Genomic DNA, 21,478 nt, shown 5'->3' on the forward strand with positions numbered 1-21,478 from the left:
GCTAGCGCCTTTAGCCGCTGGCGCCGTAAGGGATGAATGTTCGTAGCTTGATGCTTACGATGATGAGTGGGAAATCGAAATGGATCATGTCGACCATATCCTGATCGTGGATGACGATCGGGAAATCCGTGAGCTGGTGTCGAGCTATCTGAAAAAGAACGGTTTGCGAGCGACGACGGCTGCCGACGGCCGGCAGATGCGCAGCTTTCTCGAAGCAAATTCGGTCGATCTGATCGTGCTCGACGTGATGATGCCGGGCGACGATGGGCTGGTGCTGTGTCGCGAGCTTCGCGCCGGAAAACACAAGGCGACGCCCGTCCTCATGCTGACGGCACGCGATGATGAAATGGACCGCATTCTCGGCCTGGAAATGGGCGCGGACGATTATCTGGCAAAGCCCTTCGCCGCTCGCGAACTGCTTGCCCGTATCAAGGCGGTTCTCAGACGCACCCGCATGCTGCCGCCCAACCTGCAGATCAGCGAAGCCGGCCAGTTATTGGTCTTCGGGGACTGGCGGCTCGATACGGTCGGGCGTCATCTTCTCGACAAGGACGGTACGGAGATCACGCTCAGCGGTGCGGAATATCGCCTGCTGCGCGTCTTCATCGACCACCCGCAGCGGGTGCTCAATCGTGACCAGCTCTTGAACCTGACGCAGGGCCGCGACGCCGATCTCTTCGATCGCTCCATCGACCTGCTTGTCAGCCGTCTTCGGCAGCGTCTGGGGGATGATGCGCGCGAGCCGATGTACATCAAGACGGTTCGCAGCGAAGGCTATGTCTTCTCCGTTCCGGTTGAGATCGCGGAGCTTCGCTCATGAGCATGGTCGACCTGTCAGGTCGCCGGCCGTGGTGGCCCAGCACCTTGCGCTCGCGCATCTTTTTGATCCTGCTGGCCGGGCTGGCGATCGCCTACGGCCTGTCCTTCAGCGTGCTCTACCTCGAGCGTTATATGTCGGCAAAAGCCGTCATGCTTGGCACGCTGGAGAACGACGTCGCAACCTCGATCGCTGTGCTTGATCGCCTGCCTGCTGATGAAAGGGCGAATTTTGTCGATTGGCTGAGTCGCGGCAACTATACTTTCGAGCTGGGCAATGGCCTGCCCGGCGTGCCCGATACCTCCGTGCATGGCGCAGAAATCGCGGCCAAGATCGAGGACGCCGTCGGTCATCGGTTTCCCATCCGCATGGAATCGATACCGGGTCCGATCTCGCGGCTGCAGGCGCATCTCAATCTGAGCGATGGCAGTCCGCTGACGATCGACGTCACGCCGAAGGGGATCATGCCGATCGCGGCATGGCTGCCCTATGTCTTCGTCGTCCAGATGCTGCTGATCATTCTCTGTACCTGGTTTGCCGTGCGACAGGCGATCCGGCCACTCGCCGAATTCGCCGCGGCGGCGGATGCTCTCGATCCCAACAGGAAAAGCCCGGCATTGAGCGACCGGGGACCGAGCGAGGTGGCGCATGCCGCCAAGGCCTTCAACGCCATGCGCGACCGGATCGCGCATTATCTTGAGGAGCGCGTGCAGATTCTTGCCGCCATCTCGCACGATCTGCAGACGCCGATCACCCGCATGCGCCTGCGCGCCGATATCGCCGACGATTCGCCCGAGAAAACCAAGCTCTTACAGGATCTCGGCGAGATCGAGCGTCTGGTGCAGGATGGGATCGCCTATGCGCGAAGCGCCCATGGCAATGGCGAGAAGAGCGCGCGCATCGATCTTGCCTCCTTCATTGAAAGCATCAGCTACGACTATCAGGACACCGGCAAATCCGTCGAAATCCTTGGTCTCATCCAGGGCACGGCGACGACGAAACCGCATGCGCTGCGTCGCATCCTTACCAACTTCATCGACAATGCCCTGAAATTTGCCGGCGCGGCGGAAATCGCCGTGGAGCGCAGGGATACGGGTCAGATCGCCATAACGGTGCTCGACCGTGGCCCTGGCATTCCACAGCATCAGATCGAGGCGGCAATGCAGCCCTTCTTCCGGCTGGAACAGTCGCGCAACCGCAACACCGGCGGCACCGGACTTGGGCTGGCGATTGCCCAGCAGCTCGCTCAGACGCTTGGCGGTTCCGTCAGGCTTTACAATCGCGAAGGCGGTGGCCTCGCCGCCGAAGTCGTCATTTCCTGAGCGATCCATCAAAAGATTTTCAGGCAATTTGTAAGCCATTGTATCCGGTCTGTTCGACCCTACGTTTTGTGACATTTCTGGCTTTTCCGGAAACATGTCGGATACGTCGATCCATCAAAAACAACTCCGTCAACAGACGTTGCCCCACATCACGACAGAGCGGGCAACGCAACAAAGGAGTGTTCCATGACCAAGATCGACAAGGTTCTCTATACCGCTAGGACTCACACCATCGGCGGACGCGATGGCTCTGCCCGCAGCGATGACAGCCAGCTGGATGTCAAGCTTTCGCCTCCGGGCAGTGCCCATGCCGGCACCAATCCCGAGCAGCTTTTCGCAGCTGGCTGGTCGGCCTGCTTCATCGGCGCGATGGGCCTGGCCGCGGGCAAGCGCAAGGTCAAGCTTCCGGCCGATCTCGCCGTCGATGCCGAAGTGGATCTCGGCACCACGGAAGGCGCCTACTTCCTGCAGGCTCGCCTGACTATCAGCATGCCCGGCATCGAGCCCGAGCTCGCCCGCACGCTGGTCGAAGAAGCCCACCAGACCTGCCCCTATTCGAAGGCGACTCGGGGCAACATCAATGTCGAGCTGAAGCTCGCCTGAGAATCACCCGTGCATCGACATTGCGCGCCGCGCCGGAAAGGTGCGGCGCGCAGAATCGTTAATTTTTATCACATCGGATTTCAGGTAGGGCAGGTCATGCCTTGTGCGCGGAGGGTCACATGAAGGTTATCATTCTTCTCCTTGCAGGAGTTGCGATTTTCGCCGCTCCATGCGTCTACGACCCCGGCTCCAACGAGCCTTCGGCGCTTGCGAGCATCGCTGTTTTATGGGGCGGTCCGGGCTCGAATGGAGCCTCGCGTTAACGACTTGTTAACCATGTCGGCGGTACACAGGATCAACGATTTATTCACATAGATGACCAAAGTGCTAACAGACGCTCGCTCGATCCGTATCAAGGGCCGCTCCTTTCTTGCGGTCATGCTTTCGCCGGATCTTCCGCTGGATCAGTGGTTGACCAGGCTTGACGACCTCGCAGCCCGTTCGGCCGGCTTCTTTCTGGGGCGGCCGGTCGTGCTCGACATCACCGACCTGCCGATCGACAAGGCGCAGCTCAAGGAGCTGATATCAGAGCTTTCGGCCCGCAACGTCAGCATCATGGGCATCGAGGGCGGTCGCCCGTCTATATCAGGGCCTGGCATGCCGCCGATACTGAAAGGCGGGCGTCCGGCCGCCGATTTCGAAGTCTCCGAGGCCGAGCCGGTCGTGGAACTGCGCAACAGCGAACCGAAGCCGGTGGTGCCGGAAATCCGGCCGGTGACGCAGTCGCTGATCATCCGCGAGCCGGTGCGCTCCGGCCAGTCGGTGATCTTTCCGGAAGGCGATGTTACCGTCATCGGTTCGGTGGCATCGGGTGCGGAAGTCATCGCGGGCGGGTCCATTCATATCTACGGCGCGCTTCGCGGCCGCGCCATGGCCGGATCGATCGGCAATGCATCGTCGCGAATCTTTTGCCGCAAGCTCGAGGCCGAGCTGCTGGCGATCGATGGAATTTATAAGATGGCGGAAGACGTATCACCGGGCCTCAGGGGGCAAGCCGTTCAGCTCTGGCTGGATGGTGAAACGATCATGGCCGAAAAACTAATCTGAGCCGAAGCCGGCCAAAACAGGAGAGCAAGATGGGCAAGGTAATCGTCGTCACATCAGGCAAGGGCGGAGTTGGGAAGACGACTTCGACGGCCGCATTGGGGGCGGCTCTGGCACAGAGAAACGAAAAGGTCGTCGTGGTCGATTTCGACGTTGGCCTGCGCAATCTCGATCTGGTCATGGGTGCGGAACGCCGCGTCGTCTACGACCTCGTCAATGTCATTCATGGCGACGCCAAGCTGCCGCAGGCCCTGATCCGCGACAAGCGGCTGGAGACGCTCTTCCTCCTGCCGGCCTCGCAAACGCGCGACAAGGACAATCTGACGCCCGAGGGTGTCGAGCGTGTCATCAACGAGCTCAAGAACTATTTCGACTGGGTCATTTGCGACAGCCCGGCCGGCATCGAGCGCGGCGCGACACTTGCCATGCGCCATGCCGACGTTGCCGTCGTCGTCACCAATCCGGAAGTCTCCTCGGTGCGCGATTCCGATCGCATCATCGGCCTGCTGGACGCCAAGACGCTGAAGGCGGAACGCGGCGAGCGCATGGAAAAGCACCTCCTGCTGACCCGCTTTGATGCCGCCCGCGCTGAACGTGGCGACATGCTGAAGGTCGACGACGTGCTGGAGATCCTCTCCATTCCGCTGCTCGGCATCATTCCGGAAAGCACGGATGTCCTGCGCGCTTCGAACCTCGGTTCGCCAGTCACGCTTGCCGACGCACGCTGCGCACCGTCGCTTGCCTATTTCGAAGCCGCACGCCGTCTTGCCGGCGAGCAGGTGCCGATCACCATTCCCGGCGAAAAGCGGGGCATCTTCGGCAAGATCTTCGCAAGGAGGGCCGCATGAGCATTTTCGGACTGTTCCGCAAGCAGAGATCTGCACCCATGGCGCGCGAGCGCCTGCAGATTCTCCTTGCCCATGAACGCTCCTCCGTGGGCTCGGATCTCGTATCCGTGCTGAGAGAGGAAATCCTCGCCGTCATCGCCAAGCATGTCCAGGTCGACCGCGACAAGGTGCAGGTGAAGATGGATCGCGACAAGGATGTCTCGATGCTGGAAATCGACGTCGAAATCCCGCGCGACGCGACCTTGCAGGCCGCCTGACGGCTACTGAGGCGCCGGCCATGTGTGCGAATGATGCCACATGGCTCTTCCACCTGGCGGAACTTCGAAATTTTTCGAAGTTTACCCTTGCAAAAGGTGCGATTCGCTATTACCTGCGGGCCATCACCTGATCGATGGCCTGCCGCGCTGACATTTCTGTGTCGAGCCGGTGTTCGCTGTCCGGGTTAAAAAGCAAGGGCGCTCCCCAGAAATGGGTAGAGCGCCCTTTGCTTTTGTCGCATCCGCGACGCTTTTCTTGTCCGATGCGATATGCCAGTTTGCAGCGACAATGCGGGAGGCGGCTGGCTTGGGCGGATTGAAACATCAATGGAATGCTGTCTTCAGATGGCTGCTTGCCGGCATCTTTCTCGCCGCTTGCGCCATCTCTGCTCAGGCGGCCGACAAGACGATCTATCTGACATTCGATGATGGCCCTTTGCCGGGAACTAACAACATTCTTTCCGTGTTGAGCGAGGAAAATGTTCCCGCCGTCATGTTCATGGTCGGCCTGCATGTGGAGACCATCCCGGCGGGCCGCGAATTGCTTGCGCAAGCCAAGGCGATGCCATTGGTCACGGTGGGTAACCACAGCTACAGCCACGCCAACAATCGCTACCGGCGGTATTATTCCGACACGCAGGCCGTCGTTGCGGACATGCTGCATGCCAACGAGGTGCTCGGCCTGACGCCGATGGTGAATGCGCGACTGCCGGGCAGGGACGTCTTTCGGCTTCCGACCGTTTCGAGAGAGGATCTGTCCATCAACGTCGCTCAATGGGAGCGGGAATGGCTCGATTACGAGCTCGTCGCCGAAGCGGGATTCTATATCTACGGCTGGGATTTCGAGTGGGTCCATAGCGATGACGGCAAGCCTGTCCAATCCGTGGACCACCTTGTCAACGAGATTGACCATCTTTTCCAGTACGGCCGCTTCACCCAGCGCGGAAAGATGATCCTGCTCATGCACGATCAGATGTTTCAGGACCAGTTCAACGGGCGCGAAAACCTGCAGTCCCTGATCCGCAAGCTGCGCGATCGTGGCTACGCTTTCGGCGACATCAGAAATTATGCGCCCTCCAATCCTTAAACGTCGTAGACCCGGCTAGGCCTGTCGCGCCGCGGCCCCGGCCGCAACGGTCAGGATGAAATCGTCAAGTTCCTGTTCCAGGGTTTCGATCGGCAGGCCGACGAACCGCCCTTCCAGACTGATGCTGACGACGCCATGGACTGCACCGAACAAAGTTCGCGCGCGGATGGCGCGCGCCGCCTCCGACATTGCAGGCTGCAGCTCTGCGAGCGGCTCGGCGATGACGCCCATCAGGAACATGTGCTCTTCCAGATGCCATTCGGGGCTTGGACGGTCATCCGGCGGCCGATGGTCGAAGAGCGCTTTCCACAGATTGCGATGGGTGACTGCGAAACGGAGATAGCCGCGCGCGAGGTTGCGCAGACGGTCCGTCGCCGTGTGATCCCTAACCTCCGTCAGCGTCAGGGAGGCCTCGAGCCCCTTCAACGTAGCCGAATTGACGTGGATGACCAGATCGTCGAGATCGGTAAAGACCGTGTAGAGACCTCCAAGGGCGCAGCCGACGTCCTGTGTAATATCGCGGGCCCGCAGGTTGGAAAGGCCATCGGCCGCTATGCGATTGCGTGCCGCCTCGATCAGCCGCAGCTTCAGATCCTCGCGCTTTTCCAGGGTTTTTCTCGCCATTGTCAATTCCAATCCGATTTCTTGAACACTGTTCAAAATTTTTCTTGAACGCCGTTCATGATTCTGGCATACATCACTTCATGAACATCGTTCATAAACGGGAGATGGCAAATGTTCAATTCAATTCTGACGCTCATCCGCGGTCGTGCCCACGATGCCGAGCAGGCATTCATCGATCGCAACGCGGTGTCTCTGCTAGCGCAGCAGATCCGCGACGCCGCCGGCGCCATTCAGTCGGCGCGGCGGGCGGTGGCCATTGCCATCGCACAGAATGAGCAGGAAAGGAGCCGGCACGGCGCGATTGTCGGCCGCATCGCGGATCTGGAAGGCCGGGCCGTTGCAGCGCTTCAGAAGGGCAGTGACGAACTTGCCCGGGAAGCGGCCGAGGCGATCGCCCAGCTTGAGGCCGAGCGCGATGCGTCTGAGAAGGCGCAAGCGCAGTTCGCGCAGACGATCGACAAGCTCAAGGCAACGGTTCGTGCATCGGAAGCACGGCTGCAGGAATTGCAGCGCGGTGAGCGCCTGGCACGAGCCACCGAGCAGACACAGAAACTCAATGCCGCCTGCGACGATAATTCTGGTCTCGCAACACTTGATGATGCCGAGGAAACGCTGGCTCGTCTGCAGGCCTACCAGAGCCGCTGCGAGATCGCAGCCTCCGCCATGAAGGAAATGGACGCCGCGAGCCGGCAGGCACACATCGTCGAAAAGCTCGCCAACGCCGGCTTCGGCGCACCGCTCGGCCCTTCGGCCGACGATGTACTTGCCCGCCTGCGCAGCCGCATCAATTCAGCAGCCTGAAACCAAACACACCAAACATGCTAGAGAGGGTACGATCATGAACGACAGTTTCCAGAAACATTCCCAGGCTTGGGTCAGCTTTTCCTATGTCTCCTTCGCCGCCGCCGCCTTTATGCTCTTCGTCGGCCTCTATATGATGCCAATCGATCTCTGGGGCAAAGGCTATCTCGCCATGGGCATCCTGATGCTGGTACAGACCACGGTCAACGTCACCAAGACGGTTCGCGATAATTCCGAGGCCGACAAGCTGATCCGCAAGGTCGAGGATGCCCGCACCGAGAAGCTGCTCGTTAAGTTCAATCGTGACGGCCAGGACTAACCTTCATTAACGACGCCGCAGAGTTTTGCTCGCGCTCAACCTTTGCGTAACCACTCTGTGGCGTCTTGATCGCTAAACGAGGGGAACGTGATGCAAACCCATTTGATGAGATCGAGGAAATTCGCGCCGCTGTTCTGGACGCAGTTCCTCACCGCCTTTAACGATAATTTTCTCAAACAGACTCTGGTTTTTGTCATCCTCGCGCAGATGGCGGCCGAGGGCGGCGCGCTGGTGACGCTGGCCGGCGGCATCTTCATCGTGCCGTTCCTGCTCTTGTCGGCGGTTGCCGGCGAACTTGCAGACAAATACGACAAGGCCAAGATGGCCGAGCTTTTGAAGCGCTGCGAGCTTGGCGTGGCGGCGATCTCGGTCGTCGGCATAGCCTTCTCCTCGATCTGGATACTGATGCTTGCCCTCTTCGGCTTCGGTGTCATTTCCTCGCTCTTCGGGCCGATCAAATACGGCATCCTGCCGGATCATCTGGCAAACCGCGATCTTCCCAAGGCCAATGCCTGGATCGAGGGCGGCACCTTCATCGCCATTCTGACGGGCACCATGGTCGCGGCCGTCGCCTTCCGCGAAGGCGAAAATGTCTGGATCTTCGGGCCAATGATGATGGGTCTTTCCATCCTTTGCTGGTTCTCCGCCCGCATGATCCCCTCGACCGGTTCCAAGGCGCCGGATCTCATCGTCGACAAGAATGTCGTGCGTTCGAGCTACAGGCTGGTCAACGAACTCCGTGCCAACAGCCGTATCTGGCGTGCGTCGCTGATGAACTGCTGGTTCTGGTTCGTTGGCGCCTTCATCATGTCGATGCTGCCGATCATGGTCACCGACATTCTCGGCGGTTCGGAAATCGTCGTGCCCGCCTATCTCGCGATCTTTGCGATCTCCGTCGCTATCGGCTCCGCCATCGCCGGATGGATGGCTGCCGGTCGTATCGTTCTGCTACCGGCACCGATCGGTATGCTGATCATCGCGCTTTTCGGCCTCGATCTCGGCTGGAATCTGTGGGGCCTTCAGTCGACCAGCCATGCCGAAACCATCCTCGGTTTCTTCGCGGGGCCGAAGACCATCCGCGTCGCCATCGATCTCGCCGGCATGGCGATCGGCGGTGCTTTCTTGGCTGTTCCGACATTCGCCGCCATGCAGAGCTGGGCCAATGAGGATCGCCGCGCCCGCGTCATCGGCGCCTCGAATGTGCTCTCCGCTCTCTTCATCGCGGTTGGCCTCGCCCTTGTCGCCGTGCTGCAGGCCGTGGGTTTGTCGATCCCGGTCATCATCCTCAGTATCTCCGTGCTCAACATCGCGATTGCCTGGCTCATGCTGAAGATGCTGCCGACCAATGCCTTCCGCGATCTCATCTCCATCATTTTCCGCGCCTTCATGCGGCTTGAGGTCGAGGGCCTGGAAAACATTCGCAAGGCAGGTCCGGCGCCGATCATCGCGCTCAATCATGTGAGCCTGCTCGACGGTGCGCTGGCGCTCGCCATCACCGAGGAAGAGCCCGTCTTTGCCATCGACACTGCATTTGCCAAGAAATGGTGGGTGCGGCCGCTTTTGAAAATGTGCAAGTTCCTGCCGCTCGACCCGACCAAGCCGATGGCGACGCGCTCGCTCATCAAGGTCATCCAGGACGGCAGCCCGGTCGGCATCTTCCCCGAAGGACGCCTGACCGTCACCGGGACGCTGATGAAGGTCTATGACGGTGCCGCCATGGTGGCCGACAAGACCGGTGCCATGATCGTACCCGTTCGCATCGACGGCCTGGAAAAGAGCTACGCCTCCTATCTGACGTCGAGCCATGTCCGCCGCCGTCTCTTCCCCAAGGTCAAGGTGACGATCCTCGAGCCGGTGAAGCTCGACGTTCCGGCTGAGTTGAAGGGCAGGAAGCGCCGTATCGCGGCCGGTGCAGCACTCTATCAGATCATGTCGTCGCTGATGTTCCGCACGGCAGATACCGACAACACAGTGCTTGGTCGCGTCATCGAAAGCGCCCATGAATATGGCGGCAAGAAACTCGCCGTGGAGGACCCGCTCTCCGGCAAGCTGTCCTATGCCAAGCTGCTGACCGGTGCTGCCGTGCTGGGTGCGAAGTTCAAGAAGATATTCCCTGCCGACAAGACCCTTGGCGTCATGCTGCCAAACGCCAACGGCACCGCCGCAACCGTTCTCGGCGTCATGTCGGCGGGCAAGGTGCCGGCCATGCTCAACTTCACGGCGGGCGCTGCCAACATCCTCTCCGCCTGCCGGACGGCAGAGGTCAAGCACGTCCTCAGCTCGCGCGCCTTCATCACGCAGGCCAAGCTCGGCCCGGTGGTCGAGGAGCTGGAAAAGCAGGTGACGTTCGTCTGGCTGGATGAGCTGCGCACGCAGATCACCTTCCTCGACAAGATTTTCGGTCTCCTCCGCAAATATCGGCCGCTGGTCAAGCGTAATGCCGATGATCCGGCCGTCATCCTCTTTACCTCCGGTTCCGAAGGTTCGCCGAAGGGTGTGGTGTTGACCCACCGCAACATCCTCTCGAACGCGGCCCAGGCGGCCTCGCGCATCGATTTCCATCCGGGCGACAAGGTGTTCAACATCCTGCCGATGTTCCACTCCTTCGGCCTGACGGCCGGCACGATCCTGCCGCTGGTCTCCGGTGTGCCGATTTTCCTCTATCCGTCGCCGCTGCATTATCGCATCGTGCCGGAGCTGATCTATGTCTCGAACGCCACCATCGTTTTCGGCACTGATACGTTCCTGAACGGCTATGCCCGCACCGCCCATCCCTATGACTTGAGATCGATCCGCTACATCTTCTCGGGCGCCGAGCCTGTAAAGGCCTCGACACGCGAGGTCTATATGGAGAAGTTCGGCCTGCGCATCCTGGAAGGCTATGGCGTCACCGAGGCCGCTCCGGTGATCTCGCTGAATACGCCGATGTACAACCGCACGGGAACAGTCGGCAAGATCATGCCGGGCATGGAATGGAAGCTCGAGCCGGTTCCCGGCATCGACGAGGGCGGCCGCCTTGTCATCCGCGGTGCCAACGTGATGGCCGGCTATCTGCGGGCCGACAATCCCGGTGTTCTCGAACCGCTGCCGGAAGGCTGGCACGATACCGGCGACATCGTCACCATCGATGAGGATGGTTTCGTCAAGATCCGCGGCCGTGCCAAGCGCTTTGCCAAGATCGGCGGCGAGATGATCTCGCTCGCCGCTGTGGAAACGCTTGCCGCGCAGCTCTGGCCCGGCGCTCTCAGCGTCGTCTCGGCCGTGCCTGACGCCAAGAAGGGTGAGCGTCTCGTGCTTCTGACCGACGCGCCGGATGCGACCAGAAGCGACTTCCTGGCCCTCGCCAAATCGAAGGGTGCCACCGAAATGATGGTCCCCGCCGAAGTGACCGTCGGCAAGGTGCCGGTGCTCGGTTCCGGCAAGATCGATTTCGTGACGGCCCGTGCCATGGCCCTGGAAGCTCAATCGCAGTCACAGGCGGCGTAAACTTCAGATCTTGAACGAAAAAGCGGCCGGTGGCTCGAACCACCGGCCGCTTTTCGCCATCGAGGCTTGACATTGGAGATTGCCTTAGGAAATACGCGGCAGGATGACCTGAAAGGCCGTGCCGTCGTTGCTGCTGTCAAGCAGATCGATGCCGCCGCCATGCGAGGCGAGCATCGCGCGGACGATACCGAGGCCCATGCCCGTGCCGCCATCGTCGCGTCGCGTCGAGAAGAATGGTTCGAAGATGCGATCCCGATTGCCGTCGGCAATGCCGCGCCCATTGTCGCGAACCTGGATCGTCATCCTTCGCCCTTCACCGCTTGCCTTGATCGCAAGCGTCGTGGCGCCATTCTGAAAGGCGTTTTCCGCGAGATTGGCAAAGACGATGCCCGCCGCTTCGCCGGGCAGTGCCAGTGTCTCATCTGCGCTGCCTTCATCGTCAATAGCCAATTGGCGAAACTGTATCTTGAGCTGGGCGACGATATCGCGAAGGCTGCTCGAACCCTGCTCCGCTGGCATCTCGGCTTTCGCCAGCTCCCGCAGGCGCGACAACAGCCGGTCCAGCCGTTCGGTATCGGCGATGATGTTTCCGAGGAAGCGGTTGCGCTGCTCCGGGCTCATCGGATTGCTGTCGTCATCGTCGCGCAGGAGCTCAGCCGCGCCCTTGATCGAGGTGAGGGGCGATTTCAGCTCATGGGAGACATGGGCGGCAAAGGAGCGGACATAATCGGAATGATCAACCAGCTTGCCGGCGAGATCGAGAAAGCTCTGCGAGAGGGTCGCGACTTCGCGCGTGCCGTAGATTTCGAGCGGCCGGATTGCCGACCGTCCACCTCGGGCAATCTCGTCCGTTCGCGCGATCAGGGCGTTGATCGGCACGGTCAGCGTCCGCGTCAGAACATAGGCGACGATCAGGGTCAGGATGAGAACGGCGGCAAGCGTCGTGATCTCGGCTGGCGCCATGGCGCCGGAGGCGGCGCGCACAACGCGAAACCAGATGACCGTCAGCAGCGGTAGCATCATCACAGTCAGAAGCACGGCATAGACGATGAGGGCGAGCGGCGGTCGCCATTTCGGCTTCACGCGGGGCGTGCGCATCAGGTTGCTCCTTCCGTGCCCGTCGTCAGTTTGAAGCCGATGCCGTGTACCGTGGCAATGATGCCCTTGCCGCCGGCCGCCGAAAGCTTGGCGCGGATGTTGCGGATATGGCTGTCGATGGTGCGGTCGACGACCTGCATGTCGGCACCATAGGCCGCCTCCATCAGCTGATCACGGCTGAAGACGATTTCCGGGCGCGTCAGCAGCGTCTCGAGGATTGCGAATTCGAGCGCCGTCAAGGCAAGCGGCACATCGGCGAAACTCGCCGTGTGGCCGCCACGATTGAGCCGTAGCAATCCCATGGCGACCGAGCCATTGGCTGTATCCGGTTCTGAACCATATCCGCTGCGCTTCAGAATGGCTCTGACCCGCGCGACCAGCTCGCGCGGGCTGAAGGGCTTGGTGACGTAGTCGTCGCCGCCGATTTCCAGGCCCAGTATCCGGTCGATTTCTTCGTCGCGCGCCGATAGGAAGAGGATCGGAAGATTCGATGTCTTGCGGATGCGCCGGCAGACTTCCAGCCCATCCATGTCAGACATCCCGACGTCGAGCACGATCAGATCGAGACCGCCGCGATGGAAGGCCATCATGGCCTCCGTGCCGTTGCGGGCGGTCGTCGTTTTCATGCCGGCGCGATCGAGCGCGAAGCAGATCACGTCGCGGATATTGGGTTCGTCGTCGACGACGAGGATGCGCTGTGCCATGCGATAAAGTTCCGGGTTCACTCGTTCGTTTTCTTCGTTTCGGCCTCATCTTGCAAGAGTTGCATCGTTCTTGAGGTAGCCGTCGAGTCGGGCGGCGCGATATGTCCAGCTTCGCCAGTCGGGCGAACGACCCGCATGCTGCCATCTGAGTGCTTCGCGCATCCGGCGGACATCTATGTCGGCGGGAAGCGATGCCAGATAGGTATCGAGTGCGGGGATGGCCGCCGGGCCGAGTGTTGCGAGATAGTCAAGGTCGAGCACAATGCCTTCGCCTGATATTTCGCGGCTGTGGGTGACATTGAAGCGGGCGATGAAGGCGGGAATATCGGCAAGCGCGGCGGCATAGAGCGTGATGACCAGAGCCGCAGAGCTGAGCGCAATCAGCCATTCGTTGGAGCGACGCAGCAGAATGCGCAGGAGGATGAGGAAGAGACCGATCGTGACGAGGCCCATCCATATGCCGGCCGCAACGCGCAGCTCCGTCAGCGAATAGGCTTCGACATAGAGATCGAGCCGCAGAATGGAGGAAAAGCAGAGGAGGATGTTCTGCGCGATCCACAGATGTACCAGTCCACGAAGCAGCGGGCTGCGGTCACCCGGCCCGCCGCGGCGCATGGCGACAAGCACGAAGGCTGCCGCAAGAAGTGCGGTGACCATCAGCGGATAGGCGCCGCGATGGGCATACTCGGCGTGACTCATGCCGTCAGGCAGGCTCGCTCCGCCCCAGAGATAGGCAAGATCGAGCAGTGTCTGTAGTGCAAACAGCGCGTTGAAGACGACGAGCGAACGTAGCAGCGCACCATGGCCGAACAGCCCATCCTCAACCCCTACGGCGACCTGTGCGATCTCTTGTCGATGGCGGTGGCGGCGCATCAGGCGTGGGTGAAGCAACAGAGACAGAAAGGCTGCAACAACGAGCCAGAAACCGACGCGCCACATACTCAACAATTGTAGCAGGAAGGTCGGGTCGATGCTGCGCAGCGTCTTGTCGATCAGCGGATTGGCCATTGCGAAGAGCGCAAGAAAGCCGGCGGCGAAACTCAGCGGCATGATCCATCCGCTAAGATGATGCCGGACACCTCCAGATGACGGTCTCTGCAAGCGCTGCAGCCAGCGATAACTTGCCTGACGGAAGGGCCGCAGCGGCAGATCCAGGAGGAAGCGGAACAACACCAGCGGCAGGCGCGTCCATTGCCGGGGGAGCAATCCGCCGACGCCAAGAGAGATCAGGGAAAGGCCGAGCAGACTGACCGCGACGCCCATCCAGGACGCGGTCTCGACAAGCGGCGCCGACGCGACAACTCCGAGGCCGAGAAGCGCCGAGGTTTTTGAAATGGATTGCCTTCTTCTGGAAGAGATCAGCAGACCGGCTGCAACTGTATTGGCGAATAGAAAGAGATTGAGTCCGGCCGCCCTGTCGAAGAGGAGGATGTCGGCCAGCGCGACAAGAGCAATCAGTATCAGGAATTTGCGATTGGAATTACTTGCGGGATTGGCGGAAAGACGAGGGGCGTCGGATAGGCTCATCGGTATCGGCTCCGTGCGGGACGCTGGGCAGCGACGAAGGGTATGATCCTGCAGCCCTGGGCGGGCGGATCGGCGCGAGGATGACGATCGTCCTCCAGCCACCAACCGTCCTTGAGGAGACTGCGGGGCAGGCGAGAGGGCGGAGCTGTGGTTTTCTCAGGCGTCTTGTTCATGGCGCGACGATGACGCCCGTCTTTGCAGAATCCGTGCAGAGGCCGAGGAGCTATTCAGGAAAATTGGCCAAGTTGGAAAGTTCAGATCATCGGCCTTGTATGAGATCCGAACAACAATTGCCGGGAGCAGGACTAATCTTGTCAGGATAAATTTTGTCTCTGCATGAAAGGTGTCCCAAAATGGAGCAGTCACTTGTGGAACTTAAGCATGTGTTTCCCAGCTTCCAGTTGACCTATGGATTGCCGGTCTGAAAATCGATTTGTTGGCCCGGCTGTCGTACTCACCCCTGACGACAGCCGGGAATCTTGGAAGCGGCCCTCGAGCTGCAACCAAGATTCCCGTCAGAAGAAAGCGATACCCATAGCGCCTCGTTTCACGCGATGCAGGCGAAGGCCAGGGAGCGCCGGGATGCCAGAATGCGATGTGCTGGCTGTTCATTGATTGACGGGTGCCGGACGGTTTGCGCCCATGAACCTGGAATAAGCTTTCCATGCTGCATATTCTCGCTTGATCCTGCGGCTGGATGTCATAACTGAGGGTTCGGCGGGGCATGTACTTTAGGAGCGCCTGAAATTAGCGCAGAGGACGGCAGATGAGAATTACCACGATTACGAATTGGGCCTACGGCATCACCGTGGTCCTGACCGTTCTGTCTGCCGTGGCCTTCATCCTTTCGGCCCGAAGCGCTACGCAGGAACGGCAGGCCGTGGAGCAGCATCTGCTGCTGAACAGTATGGGCGAGGAGCTTGCGCTCGGCGCCGAGGAAACGACCGATGAGGCCCGTCTTTATGTCATGCGCGGCGACGAGAGGCATCTGGATGCCTTCACCGTCGACGAGGGTGAAGAGCGCCGTCGCGATACCGCGATCAATGCCCTGCGCGGCCTCGGCATCCCAGATGGCGAGCTTCAGGTCGTCGAGCAGGTGGCAACCAATGCTGAAGCGCTCGATAAGGTAGAGGAAGCGGCGGTTGCCGCCTATACCAGTGGCAATCAGAGCGGCGCGCGCGATACGCTGTTCGGCCCTGATCACGAACGTATCCAGTCGGCACTGCTCAACAGCGTCAATCAGTTCCGCGCTCTGGCGACAGCGCGCACAGAGGCGGCCTTTCGTTCCGCCCAGGCGCGCAGCGATCTCTGGGCCAATATCGCCAAGGTGATGCTTGCCTTGACCGCCGTGATATTCCTTGGCGTGCTCTATTTCATATTGCGGCGCCGGGTTGCCTTGCCGCTGGTGCGCATGACCGGGATCGTCAACCGGCTGGCAAAACAGGATTATGCCGTCGAAGTGCCGACCGACCTCCGTCGCGACGAAATCGGCGAGATGAACGACGCCATACAGATCTTCCGCGAGAACGGTCTGGAGCGGAACCGTCTCGATGCCGAGCGCAAGCGCGATCTGGCGACGAAGGATCTTATCCTGCAGATGATGCATCGCCTCCAGGCCTGCTATGCCCAGAACGAGCTCGCGGACGTCGTTGCGCTCTTCGTGCCGCAGATCTTTCCGGGCATTGCGGGGTGCCTCTACACGATGAACGAGAGCCGGACGACGCTGAGCGAAGTCAGCCGGTGGCTGGAGCCGGAACATACCGAGCCTTCCTTCGCCGCATCGGCCTGCTGGGGGCTGCGCCGCGGCAGGCCGCATGTCAGCCATGTGGCCGACACCGACATTCCCTGCCAGCATCTGGATCAATCGGGTGTCCCAGGTCTTTGCGTTCCCTTGACGGCGCTCGGCGAAGCAATCGGCCTGCTTTACTTCGAGGACCGCACGAAGGATGCGACCGCGGCCGACGCGCCGCGGCTCTATCTGGAGCTGATTGCCGAGAATATCGGTCTTGCCATCGCGAACCTGCAGCTGCGCGACAGGCTGATCAATCTCGCCGTGCGCGACGCGCTGACCGGCCTGCTCAACAGGCGCTCGCTGGACGAGGCGCTCAATCATCTTCACAGGGATCAATCCGCTCGCACAGTCATCTGCATGATGATCGACATCGATCACTTCAAGCGCTTCAACGACGAGTTCGGTCACGATGCCGGCGACGAGGTATTGCGGCATGTCGGACAGATCGTTGCCGATACGGTCGGCGACGCCGGCACGGTCTACCGCTTTGGCGGCGAGGAGCTGACCGTCATCGCCACCGACATTGCTGACGTAGAGGGCTTTGCGCTTGCGGAGAAGCTGCGCACGCGGGTCTTCGCCACACCCTTCTCCTACCGCGCGCGCATTGTCGGCCCGCTTTCCGTCTCCGTCGGCATCGCCTCCTCTCCGGTTTCAGGGCCGACCACGACCTTGATCAACCGCGCGGATGGTGCCCTGCTGAAGGCGAAGTTGAACGGCCGCAACCGGACGGTGGCCGCCTTTGCGATGGGGTCGGAAGAAGACGTGAAGATGGGGCAGGGCTAATTTAGGGTCGAGCGAACATGGATGTCGAATTGCTGTCCGGTCATCTTGCTCGATACGCGCTTCGATTGTAGCTTCCGGCGAAAGCCACTGAGCGAAGGGCAGAGATTTCATGGTCATTACCAAGAGCAATTCACCTTCGTCGCCGGATGGCGAAACCTTGCAGGCCATGGGCTTTGATCCCGGGCTCCGCCGCAAATTTGAAGCCGGTATCGAATCCGGATTGCTGCGTGATCTGCTTGTCGTGCTTGCCGCTCGTTCAGGGAGCGTATGCCTGGAATATTATGCCGTCGGCCCCGACGAAAATTGGGGAGTGCCGCTCGGTGATGTCGCCTTCGATGCGGACACGCTGCATGATCTGCGGTCGGTCACCAAGAGCATCGCCGGTCTTCTCTATGGCATCGCGCTCGACAGGGGATTGGTGCCGCCGGCGGACGCATCCCTCTATGAGCAGTTCCCGGAATACGGCGATCTTGCCCGCGATCCCGCGCGTGCCAAAATTACCATCGGTCACGCCCTGACGATGACGCTCGGCATGGAGTGGGACGAGGATCGTCCCTATACCGACCCGCTGAATAGCGAAATTGCGATGGAGAATGCGCCGGACCGATATCGCTTCGTTCTGGAGCGTCCGGTGATCGCCGAGCCGGGAACGCGCTGGATTTACTCCGGCGGCAGCGTCGCGCTTGTGGGGGCGATCATCGAGCGGCGCACCGGCAAGCGCTTGCCCGATTTCGCGCGAGAGGTTCTCTTCGAGCCGCTCGACATTGCGAAGTTCTACTGGTCGGCCGGACATGACGGTGTGGCGTCGCCGGCATCCGGATTGCGCCTGACTGCTCCCGATTTGCTGAAGATCGGCATGCTTTTCCTGCAGAAGGGGTTGTGGAACGGCCAAAGGATCGTTTCCGAAGCGTGGATCGAGCAATCCCTCGCACCGGCGATTTCGACTGGGGACGGTTTGAATTATGGCAGATTGTGGTTCTCCGGGGATGCGCCGGTGCCGGCGTTCGACGGTCCGCGCACGTGGTATGCAGGTTTTGGCAATGGCGGCCAACGGCTCTGGCTCATGCCCGATGCCGGCATTGCCGCCGTCATCTATTCCGGCAAGTATAATGCATGGGACGCCTGGATCACGCCTACCCGCGTCTGGCGCGAGATTATTCTTGCCAATTTCCTGAAAGCGTGAAGATGGCACCGTCAAAGATCGAGTTTCCCACACTCCTGACGGAGCGGCTGCGGCTTCGCGAAGCAAGCATGGATGATCGCGATGACTTCCATGCGCTGATTTCGATTCCGGAAATCACTCGGTTCTCGAACTGGGTCGACACGCCGAAAATGCCGCAGATCGAGCGTTCCCTGCGATGGATGATCAAAATCTTTCCCAAGGGCGCTGGCTGTTCATGGATCATCGAGGATCGGGTTTCCGGCCTGTTGCTCGGTGCCATCCGCTTCAACAGTATCGACCGGCGCGCCAGATGCGCGGAACTGGGATATGAGCTGCATCCCGCGGCCTGGGGCAAAGGGTTGATGAGCGAGGCGGCATGCGCTGTCGTCCGATGCGGCTTTGACGATTTTTCGCTGAACCGCATCGAGGCTTGGACGTTGCCGGGAAACGCCGCCTCCGACCGGGTTCTTGAGAAAGCGGGGTTTCAATATGAGGGCACGCTTCGGCAGAAGGCGCGGTTCAAGGAGGCCTTCCATGATTTCCGCATGTTCGGTTGCCTGGCCGGCGACCGGCAGAAGTAGCTCCTAGTCAAGACCCTGGCTGGTTTGGCCAGGCAGTGTGGCGGATTGAAAATAATCCCGGGGCGAGCGCCCCAGTGACCGCCGGAACATCGCTGAGAAGGCGCTTGGGCTGTCATAGCCACAGTCCAGTGCGACATCGAGAACGCTCCGACCCTCCGCGGGCAAGGTCAGAGCCTTCAGCATGCGGGCCTGCCGCCGCCGGCCGAAGCTCAATCCCGTCTCGCGCTGAAACAGTCGCATAGGCGTCGCCCGGCTCATATGGAGCGTGGTTGCCGCCTCTTCGATCAAGATCGTGCTTGCGAGATCGCCAAGCATGGTTTCGCAGAAGGCAGCAAGCGTCGCGGCAGCGATGCGAAAGCGGCCGCCTATCTGCAATGCGCCCGGCCGGACGGTAGACAGGTTTTCGGCGTCGGGATCGATGACGATGTAGCGACAGCAACGGTCAAGGCCGTCCTCAGCGCGGCAAGTGCTGTCGGTTGACGATTGGCAATATCGCCAGCGACCGGCTTTGACCGATATGGTTGGCTGCAGATATCGGGTTGGATCAATCGACCTGCTGTAGCCAGCCCCTGTAGTGAACGACGGTGCCAACGAGGGGCAGGGCGATCGACACGTCGAAATGGAACCGGGCGTCCTGCGTTCGTTCATGAGCAATGCTCCGGGGCGCAAGAGCAAGTGGCAGTCGAAGGCGCAGGAACGACCATTGCCGGATCTCCATACCGAGCCCATTGCCGCGAGACGGAAGATCGAATGCAAAGCGGAAGGGGCCGAAGCGTTCGACGAGGTGGCCCCTTTCTTCGCTCAAATGGCTGCGGAAACGCTGACCGGAAAAATCCCGCGTCCATTGCTCGATGCCATTGCACTCGTCGAAGGAGACATGGAGCTCATGTGTTCCCGCTGCGGGAAAGCCGAATAATTTCGCGACCAGCCGGGCGGCAAGCGACCTTCCGCGCGTGACGATAGCCTCGCCTTTCGCGCCGCCATCACCGAAGACGTCGTGCATGGCACGAACGGGCTCCGAGAGATGGGTGAACGCGGAACCCATCACGCGTTGATAGAGCGGCGTGTAAGGCGTCTCCGTCGTTTCCTCGCTGATCGCCAGATCGCGAAACAGCGTTCGGAAGTCATCGAGGGACAGAAGCCCTCCTGCATGACGGGCGCCGGGCGAAAGCCGGCCATCACGCAAGGCCCGCGCAAGCAATTGCGCCGCAAGGGTCGGGATCTCCACGCCGTCGCCATTGTCCGCAATGAGCGTCCAGCGCCGGGCTCGCATGGCGCCTTGCCGGATTCCCTTGATTTCGATGGTCACGGCGGAGCAGGCGGTGCCAAGCCGTGCCGTCAGGCCCTGCAATGGGAGCAGGAGGCGACTTATCTTTCGCAGCGACGGCAGCCAGCCCCAGACCACCGGCCAGGACAACAGCCAGAGAGCCAGCGTCTGAAAAGCGAATTCGGGCCCGGCCCGGAAAATGACGCGCGGCCGGCCGGCTACGCTATCGACCAGCAGGTCGTGATCCGGCACGTCGGCAAGCGCCACCAGCCGGCGCAGCGGTTGCCTTCCGGAGACCGCGTAGGTTTCGCACCTCATCATGTGCCAGCCGGTTGTATTCTGCCAGCGCCGGCCGCGCCAGAGCCGCACCGGCCTACCGACGTAGCTCAGGATCGCCGATGCGACCGAGGCGCCCGCTGTCGCGCGGTTGGAGGCGCTGATCGACATCTCGATCGAACGAAGCTCCTGCATGTCCTTGGCAAGCTCGCCAATGACGGCGCTCGATAGCGCCGGCACGCTCGACGCGCCTGAGATGACGGCGACGCCGGCAGCCTTCGCCTTGTCGTCGAGGCAGCCGATCGCGCCGACGAAATCGCGGGCGTCGGCAAGATCGATGTAGTGGACGCCGGCCTCTATACAGGCTCGCGCGACCCTGTCGTCGCTTTGCTGGAAGGGGCCGGCCGCGTCGATCAGCAGAAAGGGCTTATACTCATCGAGGATCGCTGCGATATCGCCATTGCGATCGGCCTTCAGCGCAATCGCATTCCGCAGTTGAGAGGCGAGCGTCTTCGCTGCTTCAAGATTGCGACCGGCGACCAGAACGTCGAAACCGTCGCCGGCAAGGCGCCGTGACAGGCGCGAGCCGAACCCGCCATAGCCCCCAAGAACGAGGACCTTTGTCAAAGGATGCGGCTCGCCTGCTCGGGCGTTGGCAGCCAGCATGTCTCGCGTTTGCCGAAAATGCGATAGCGATTGCGGGCAAGCAAACGATAGGCCGGGTCGCGCAACATCCGGGGCACGAGGCGCAACAGGGAAAGCGCTTTCCAGGGCCAGCCAAGCCCGGCATAGATGCCGAGTACGGCGTCGCTGTCGCGTAGCACCTTCGGGCCATCGACGACGATCATGCTGTCGGGATCGGCAGGGTCTATCCCGCTGCGCCGGTAGAGGGCGGCTCCGGTTTCACCCTGCATGGAGGCAAGCCGGAAGCGACCGACGCGATCGTGGCGCAGCACGAATTGAGCATTGGCCGAGCACAGGACGCACATGGCGTCGAATACGATGATCGGTCCTTGATCGCTGCTGGTATTGCTTTCGCTCATGCTGGCATCGGCGCTTCTATAAACCGGTCTGACCACA

22 protein-coding genes are annotated in these 21,478 nt (G+C 60.9%); 15 read left to right on the forward strand and 7 right to left on the reverse strand.

Going from position 1 to position 21,478, the window contains the following annotated elements:
* The first annotated feature begins 79 nt into the window (after nt 1-79).
* The 8 genes from ACIQWP_RS02740 (at nt 80) to ACIQWP_RS02775 (ending at nt 5,978) form a co-directional block, all read left to right on the forward strand.
* Nucleotides 80-820: a response regulator gene (locus ACIQWP_RS02740; protein ID WP_402781958.1), complete on the forward strand. Its 741-nt coding sequence runs from the start codon at nt 80-82 to the stop codon at nt 818-820.
* On the forward strand, nt 817-2,139 hold the full coding sequence (locus ACIQWP_RS02745; protein WP_402781961.1) for a sensor histidine kinase: 1,323 nt from the start codon (nt 817-819) through the stop codon (nt 2,137-2,139). Before ACIQWP_RS02740 ends, ACIQWP_RS02745 begins: the two co-directional genes overlap by 4 nt.
* A 186-nt stretch (nt 2,140-2,325) precedes the next feature.
* Complete coding sequence (locus ACIQWP_RS02750) at nt 2,326-2,742, forward strand: organic hydroperoxide resistance protein (RefSeq protein ID WP_402781964.1); 417 nt, start codon at nt 2,326-2,328, stop codon at nt 2,740-2,742.
* A gap of 119 nt (nt 2,743-2,861) precedes the next feature.
* Nucleotides 2,862-3,005: a hypothetical protein gene (locus ACIQWP_RS02755; RefSeq protein WP_402781967.1), complete on the forward strand. Its 144-nt coding sequence runs from the start codon at nt 2,862-2,864 to the stop codon at nt 3,003-3,005.
* 52 nt (nt 3,006-3,057) lie between these two features.
* Nucleotides 3,058-3,789 (forward strand): septum site-determining protein MinC, encoded by a 732-nt coding sequence (minC, locus tag ACIQWP_RS02760; protein ID WP_402781970.1) that lies wholly within the window; start codon nt 3,058-3,060, stop codon nt 3,787-3,789.
* A gap of 29 nt (nt 3,790-3,818) precedes the next feature.
* Entirely contained in the window at nt 3,819-4,634 is an 816-nt protein-coding gene (gene minD, locus ACIQWP_RS02765) for a septum site-determining protein MinD (protein WP_402781974.1), read from the forward strand.
* Complete coding sequence (gene minE, locus ACIQWP_RS02770; RefSeq protein WP_402781977.1) at nt 4,631-4,891, forward strand: cell division topological specificity factor MinE; 261 nt, start codon at nt 4,631-4,633, stop codon at nt 4,889-4,891. Before minD ends, minE begins: the two co-directional genes overlap by 4 nt.
* 307 nt (nt 4,892-5,198) lie before the next feature.
* Entirely contained in the window at nt 5,199-5,978 is a 780-nt protein-coding gene (locus tag ACIQWP_RS02775; protein ID WP_402781980.1) for a polysaccharide deacetylase family protein, read from the forward strand.
* A gap of 15 nt (nt 5,979-5,993) precedes the next feature.
* Here ACIQWP_RS02775 and ACIQWP_RS02780 read toward each other — a convergent pair whose 3' ends face one another.
* On the reverse strand, nt 5,994-6,602 hold the full coding sequence (locus ACIQWP_RS02780; protein ID WP_402781983.1) for a TetR/AcrR family transcriptional regulator: 609 nt from the start codon (nt 6,600-6,602) through the stop codon (nt 5,994-5,996).
* A 111-nt stretch (nt 6,603-6,713) separates the two neighbouring features.
* Here ACIQWP_RS02780 and ACIQWP_RS02785 point away from each other — a divergent pair, with 111 nt between their 5' ends.
* The 3 genes from ACIQWP_RS02785 to ACIQWP_RS02795 all read left to right on the forward strand — a co-directional run bounded on the left by ACIQWP_RS02785 (nt 6,714) and on the right by ACIQWP_RS02795 (nt 11,208).
* The gene (locus ACIQWP_RS02785; RefSeq protein WP_402781986.1) at nt 6,714-7,403 is read left to right on the forward strand and encodes a PspA/IM30 family protein; all 690 of its coding nucleotides are present in this window, start codon (nt 6,714-6,716) and stop codon (nt 7,401-7,403) included.
* Between the two features lie 37 nt (nt 7,404-7,440).
* Nucleotides 7,441-7,722, forward strand: coding sequence for a YiaA/YiaB family inner membrane protein (locus ACIQWP_RS02790; protein WP_034506376.1), 282 nt, complete (start codon nt 7,441-7,443; stop codon nt 7,720-7,722).
* 90 nt (nt 7,723-7,812) lie between these two features.
* Nucleotides 7,813-11,208, forward strand: a complete 3,396-nt coding sequence (locus ACIQWP_RS02795; RefSeq protein ID WP_402781994.1) for an acyl-[ACP]--phospholipid O-acyltransferase — start codon at nt 7,813-7,815, stop codon at nt 11,206-11,208.
* Nucleotides 11,209-11,292: 84 nt separating this feature from the next.
* On the opposite strand, the gene ACIQWP_RS02800 is transcribed toward ACIQWP_RS02795, so the two are convergent.
* From ACIQWP_RS02800 to ACIQWP_RS02810, 3 genes are read right to left on the reverse strand one after another with little or no spacing between them, the layout of a single operon-like run.
* On the reverse strand, nt 11,293-12,306 hold the full coding sequence (locus ACIQWP_RS02800; protein WP_402781997.1) for an ATP-binding protein: 1,014 nt from the start codon (nt 12,304-12,306) through the stop codon (nt 11,293-11,295).
* Nucleotides 12,306-13,010, reverse strand: coding sequence for a response regulator (locus tag ACIQWP_RS02805; protein ID WP_402782000.1), 705 nt, complete (start codon nt 13,008-13,010; stop codon nt 12,306-12,308). Before ACIQWP_RS02805 ends, ACIQWP_RS02800 begins: the two co-directional genes overlap by 1 nt.
* A gap of 45 nt (nt 13,011-13,055) precedes the next feature.
* Nucleotides 13,056-14,537, reverse strand: a complete 1,482-nt coding sequence (locus ACIQWP_RS02810; RefSeq protein WP_402782003.1) for a DUF4173 domain-containing protein — start codon at nt 14,535-14,537, stop codon at nt 13,056-13,058.
* Nucleotides 14,538-15,303: 766 nt separating this feature from the next.
* Between ACIQWP_RS02810 and ACIQWP_RS02815 the strand changes: the two genes are divergently transcribed.
* From ACIQWP_RS02815 to ACIQWP_RS02825, 3 genes are all read left to right on the forward strand, one after another.
* The gene (locus ACIQWP_RS02815) at nt 15,304-17,112 is read left to right on the forward strand and encodes a diguanylate cyclase (protein WP_402782006.1); all 1,809 of its coding nucleotides are present in this window, start codon (nt 15,304-15,306) and stop codon (nt 17,110-17,112) included.
* A gap of 109 nt (nt 17,113-17,221) precedes the next feature.
* Nucleotides 17,222-18,295: a serine hydrolase domain-containing protein gene (locus ACIQWP_RS02820; protein WP_402782009.1), complete on the forward strand. Its 1,074-nt coding sequence runs from the start codon at nt 17,222-17,224 to the stop codon at nt 18,293-18,295.
* A 2-nt stretch (nt 18,296-18,297) separates the two neighbouring features.
* A complete protein-coding gene (locus ACIQWP_RS02825) occupies nt 18,298-18,855 on the forward strand; it encodes a GNAT family N-acetyltransferase (RefSeq protein WP_402782012.1) in 558 nt (185 codons plus the stop codon).
* A 3-nt stretch (nt 18,856-18,858) separates the two neighbouring features.
* Here the strand turns inward: ACIQWP_RS02825 and ACIQWP_RS02830 are convergent, their stop codons facing one another.
* Nucleotides 18,859-19,230 carry a helix-turn-helix transcriptional regulator gene (locus ACIQWP_RS02830; RefSeq protein ID WP_402782015.1) on the reverse strand — a complete coding sequence of 124 codons (372 nt, stop codon included), beginning with the start codon at nt 19,228-19,230 and terminating at the stop codon, nt 18,859-18,861.
* On the opposite strand from ACIQWP_RS02830, the gene ACIQWP_RS02835 reads away from it, so the two are divergent.
* Nucleotides 19,225-19,335 (forward strand): alpha-isopropylmalate synthase regulatory domain-containing protein, encoded by a 111-nt coding sequence (locus ACIQWP_RS02835; RefSeq protein WP_402782720.1) that lies wholly within the window; start codon nt 19,225-19,227, stop codon nt 19,333-19,335. The genes ACIQWP_RS02830 and ACIQWP_RS02835 overlap by 6 nt on opposite strands.
* Nucleotides 19,336-19,399: 64 nt before the next feature.
* Here ACIQWP_RS02835 and ACIQWP_RS02840 read toward each other — a convergent pair whose 3' ends face one another.
* The gene (locus ACIQWP_RS02840; protein ID WP_402782019.1) at nt 19,400-21,025 is read right to left on the reverse strand and encodes a DUF4166 domain-containing protein; all 1,626 of its coding nucleotides are present in this window, start codon (nt 21,023-21,025) and stop codon (nt 19,400-19,402) included.
* Nucleotides 21,022-21,441: a thiol-disulfide oxidoreductase DCC family protein gene (locus ACIQWP_RS02845; RefSeq protein ID WP_402782722.1), complete on the reverse strand. Its 420-nt coding sequence runs from the start codon at nt 21,439-21,441 to the stop codon at nt 21,022-21,024. The genes ACIQWP_RS02840 and ACIQWP_RS02845 overlap by 4 nt, the downstream gene beginning before the upstream one ends.
* Between the last annotated feature and the right edge of the window lie 37 nt (nt 21,442-21,478).

It is taken from the genome of Rhizobium sp. NPDC090279 (genome assembly GCF_044769665.1).
In the GTDB taxonomy this organism is placed as follows: Bacteria; Pseudomonadota; Alphaproteobacteria; order Rhizobiales; family Rhizobiaceae; genus Rhizobium.

What these genes read in the sequence shown, in the direction of transcription:
- ACIQWP_RS02740 (WP_402781958.1), top strand. Translation starts at nt 80, where the DNA reads ATGGATCATGTCGACCATATCCTGATCGTGGATGACGATCGGGAAATC.
- ACIQWP_RS02745 (WP_402781961.1), top strand. Translation starts at nt 817, where the DNA reads ATGAGCATGGTCGACCTGTCAGGTCGCCGGCCGTGGTGGCCCAGCACC.
- ACIQWP_RS02750 (WP_402781964.1), top strand. Translation starts at nt 2,326, where the DNA reads ATGACCAAGATCGACAAGGTTCTCTATACCGCTAGGACTCACACCATC.
- ACIQWP_RS02755 (WP_402781967.1), top strand. Translation starts at nt 2,862, where the DNA reads ATGAAGGTTATCATTCTTCTCCTTGCAGGAGTTGCGATTTTCGCCGCT.
- minC (WP_402781970.1), top strand. Translation starts at nt 3,058, where the DNA reads ATGACCAAAGTGCTAACAGACGCTCGCTCGATCCGTATCAAGGGCCGC.
- minD (WP_402781974.1), top strand. Translation starts at nt 3,819, where the DNA reads ATGGGCAAGGTAATCGTCGTCACATCAGGCAAGGGCGGAGTTGGGAAG.
- minE (WP_402781977.1), top strand. Translation starts at nt 4,631, where the DNA reads ATGAGCATTTTCGGACTGTTCCGCAAGCAGAGATCTGCACCCATGGCG.
- ACIQWP_RS02780 (WP_402781983.1), bottom strand. Translation starts at nt 6,602, where the DNA reads ATGGCGAGAAAAACCCTGGAAAAGCGCGAGGATCTGAAGCTGCGGCTG.
- ACIQWP_RS02785 (WP_402781986.1), top strand. Translation starts at nt 6,714, where the DNA reads ATGTTCAATTCAATTCTGACGCTCATCCGCGGTCGTGCCCACGATGCC.
- ACIQWP_RS02790 (WP_034506376.1), top strand. Translation starts at nt 7,441, where the DNA reads ATGAACGACAGTTTCCAGAAACATTCCCAGGCTTGGGTCAGCTTTTCC.
- ACIQWP_RS02795 (WP_402781994.1), top strand. Translation starts at nt 7,813, where the DNA reads ATGCAAACCCATTTGATGAGATCGAGGAAATTCGCGCCGCTGTTCTGG.
- ACIQWP_RS02800 (WP_402781997.1), bottom strand. Translation starts at nt 12,306, where the DNA reads ATGCGCACGCCCCGCGTGAAGCCGAAATGGCGACCGCCGCTCGCCCTC.
- ACIQWP_RS02805 (WP_402782000.1), bottom strand. Translation starts at nt 13,010, where the DNA reads ATGGCACAGCGCATCCTCGTCGTCGACGACGAACCCAATATCCGCGAC.
- ACIQWP_RS02810 (WP_402782003.1), bottom strand. Translation starts at nt 14,537, where the DNA reads ATGAGCCTATCCGACGCCCCTCGTCTTTCCGCCAATCCCGCAAGTAAT.
- ACIQWP_RS02815 (WP_402782006.1), top strand. Translation starts at nt 15,304, where the DNA reads ATGAGAATTACCACGATTACGAATTGGGCCTACGGCATCACCGTGGTC.
- ACIQWP_RS02820 (WP_402782009.1), top strand. Translation starts at nt 17,222, where the DNA reads ATGGTCATTACCAAGAGCAATTCACCTTCGTCGCCGGATGGCGAAACC.
- ACIQWP_RS02825 (WP_402782012.1), top strand. Translation starts at nt 18,298, where the DNA reads ATGGCACCGTCAAAGATCGAGTTTCCCACACTCCTGACGGAGCGGCTG.
- ACIQWP_RS02845 (WP_402782722.1), bottom strand. Translation starts at nt 21,441, where the DNA reads ATGAGCGAAAGCAATACCAGCAGCGATCAAGGACCGATCATCGTATTC.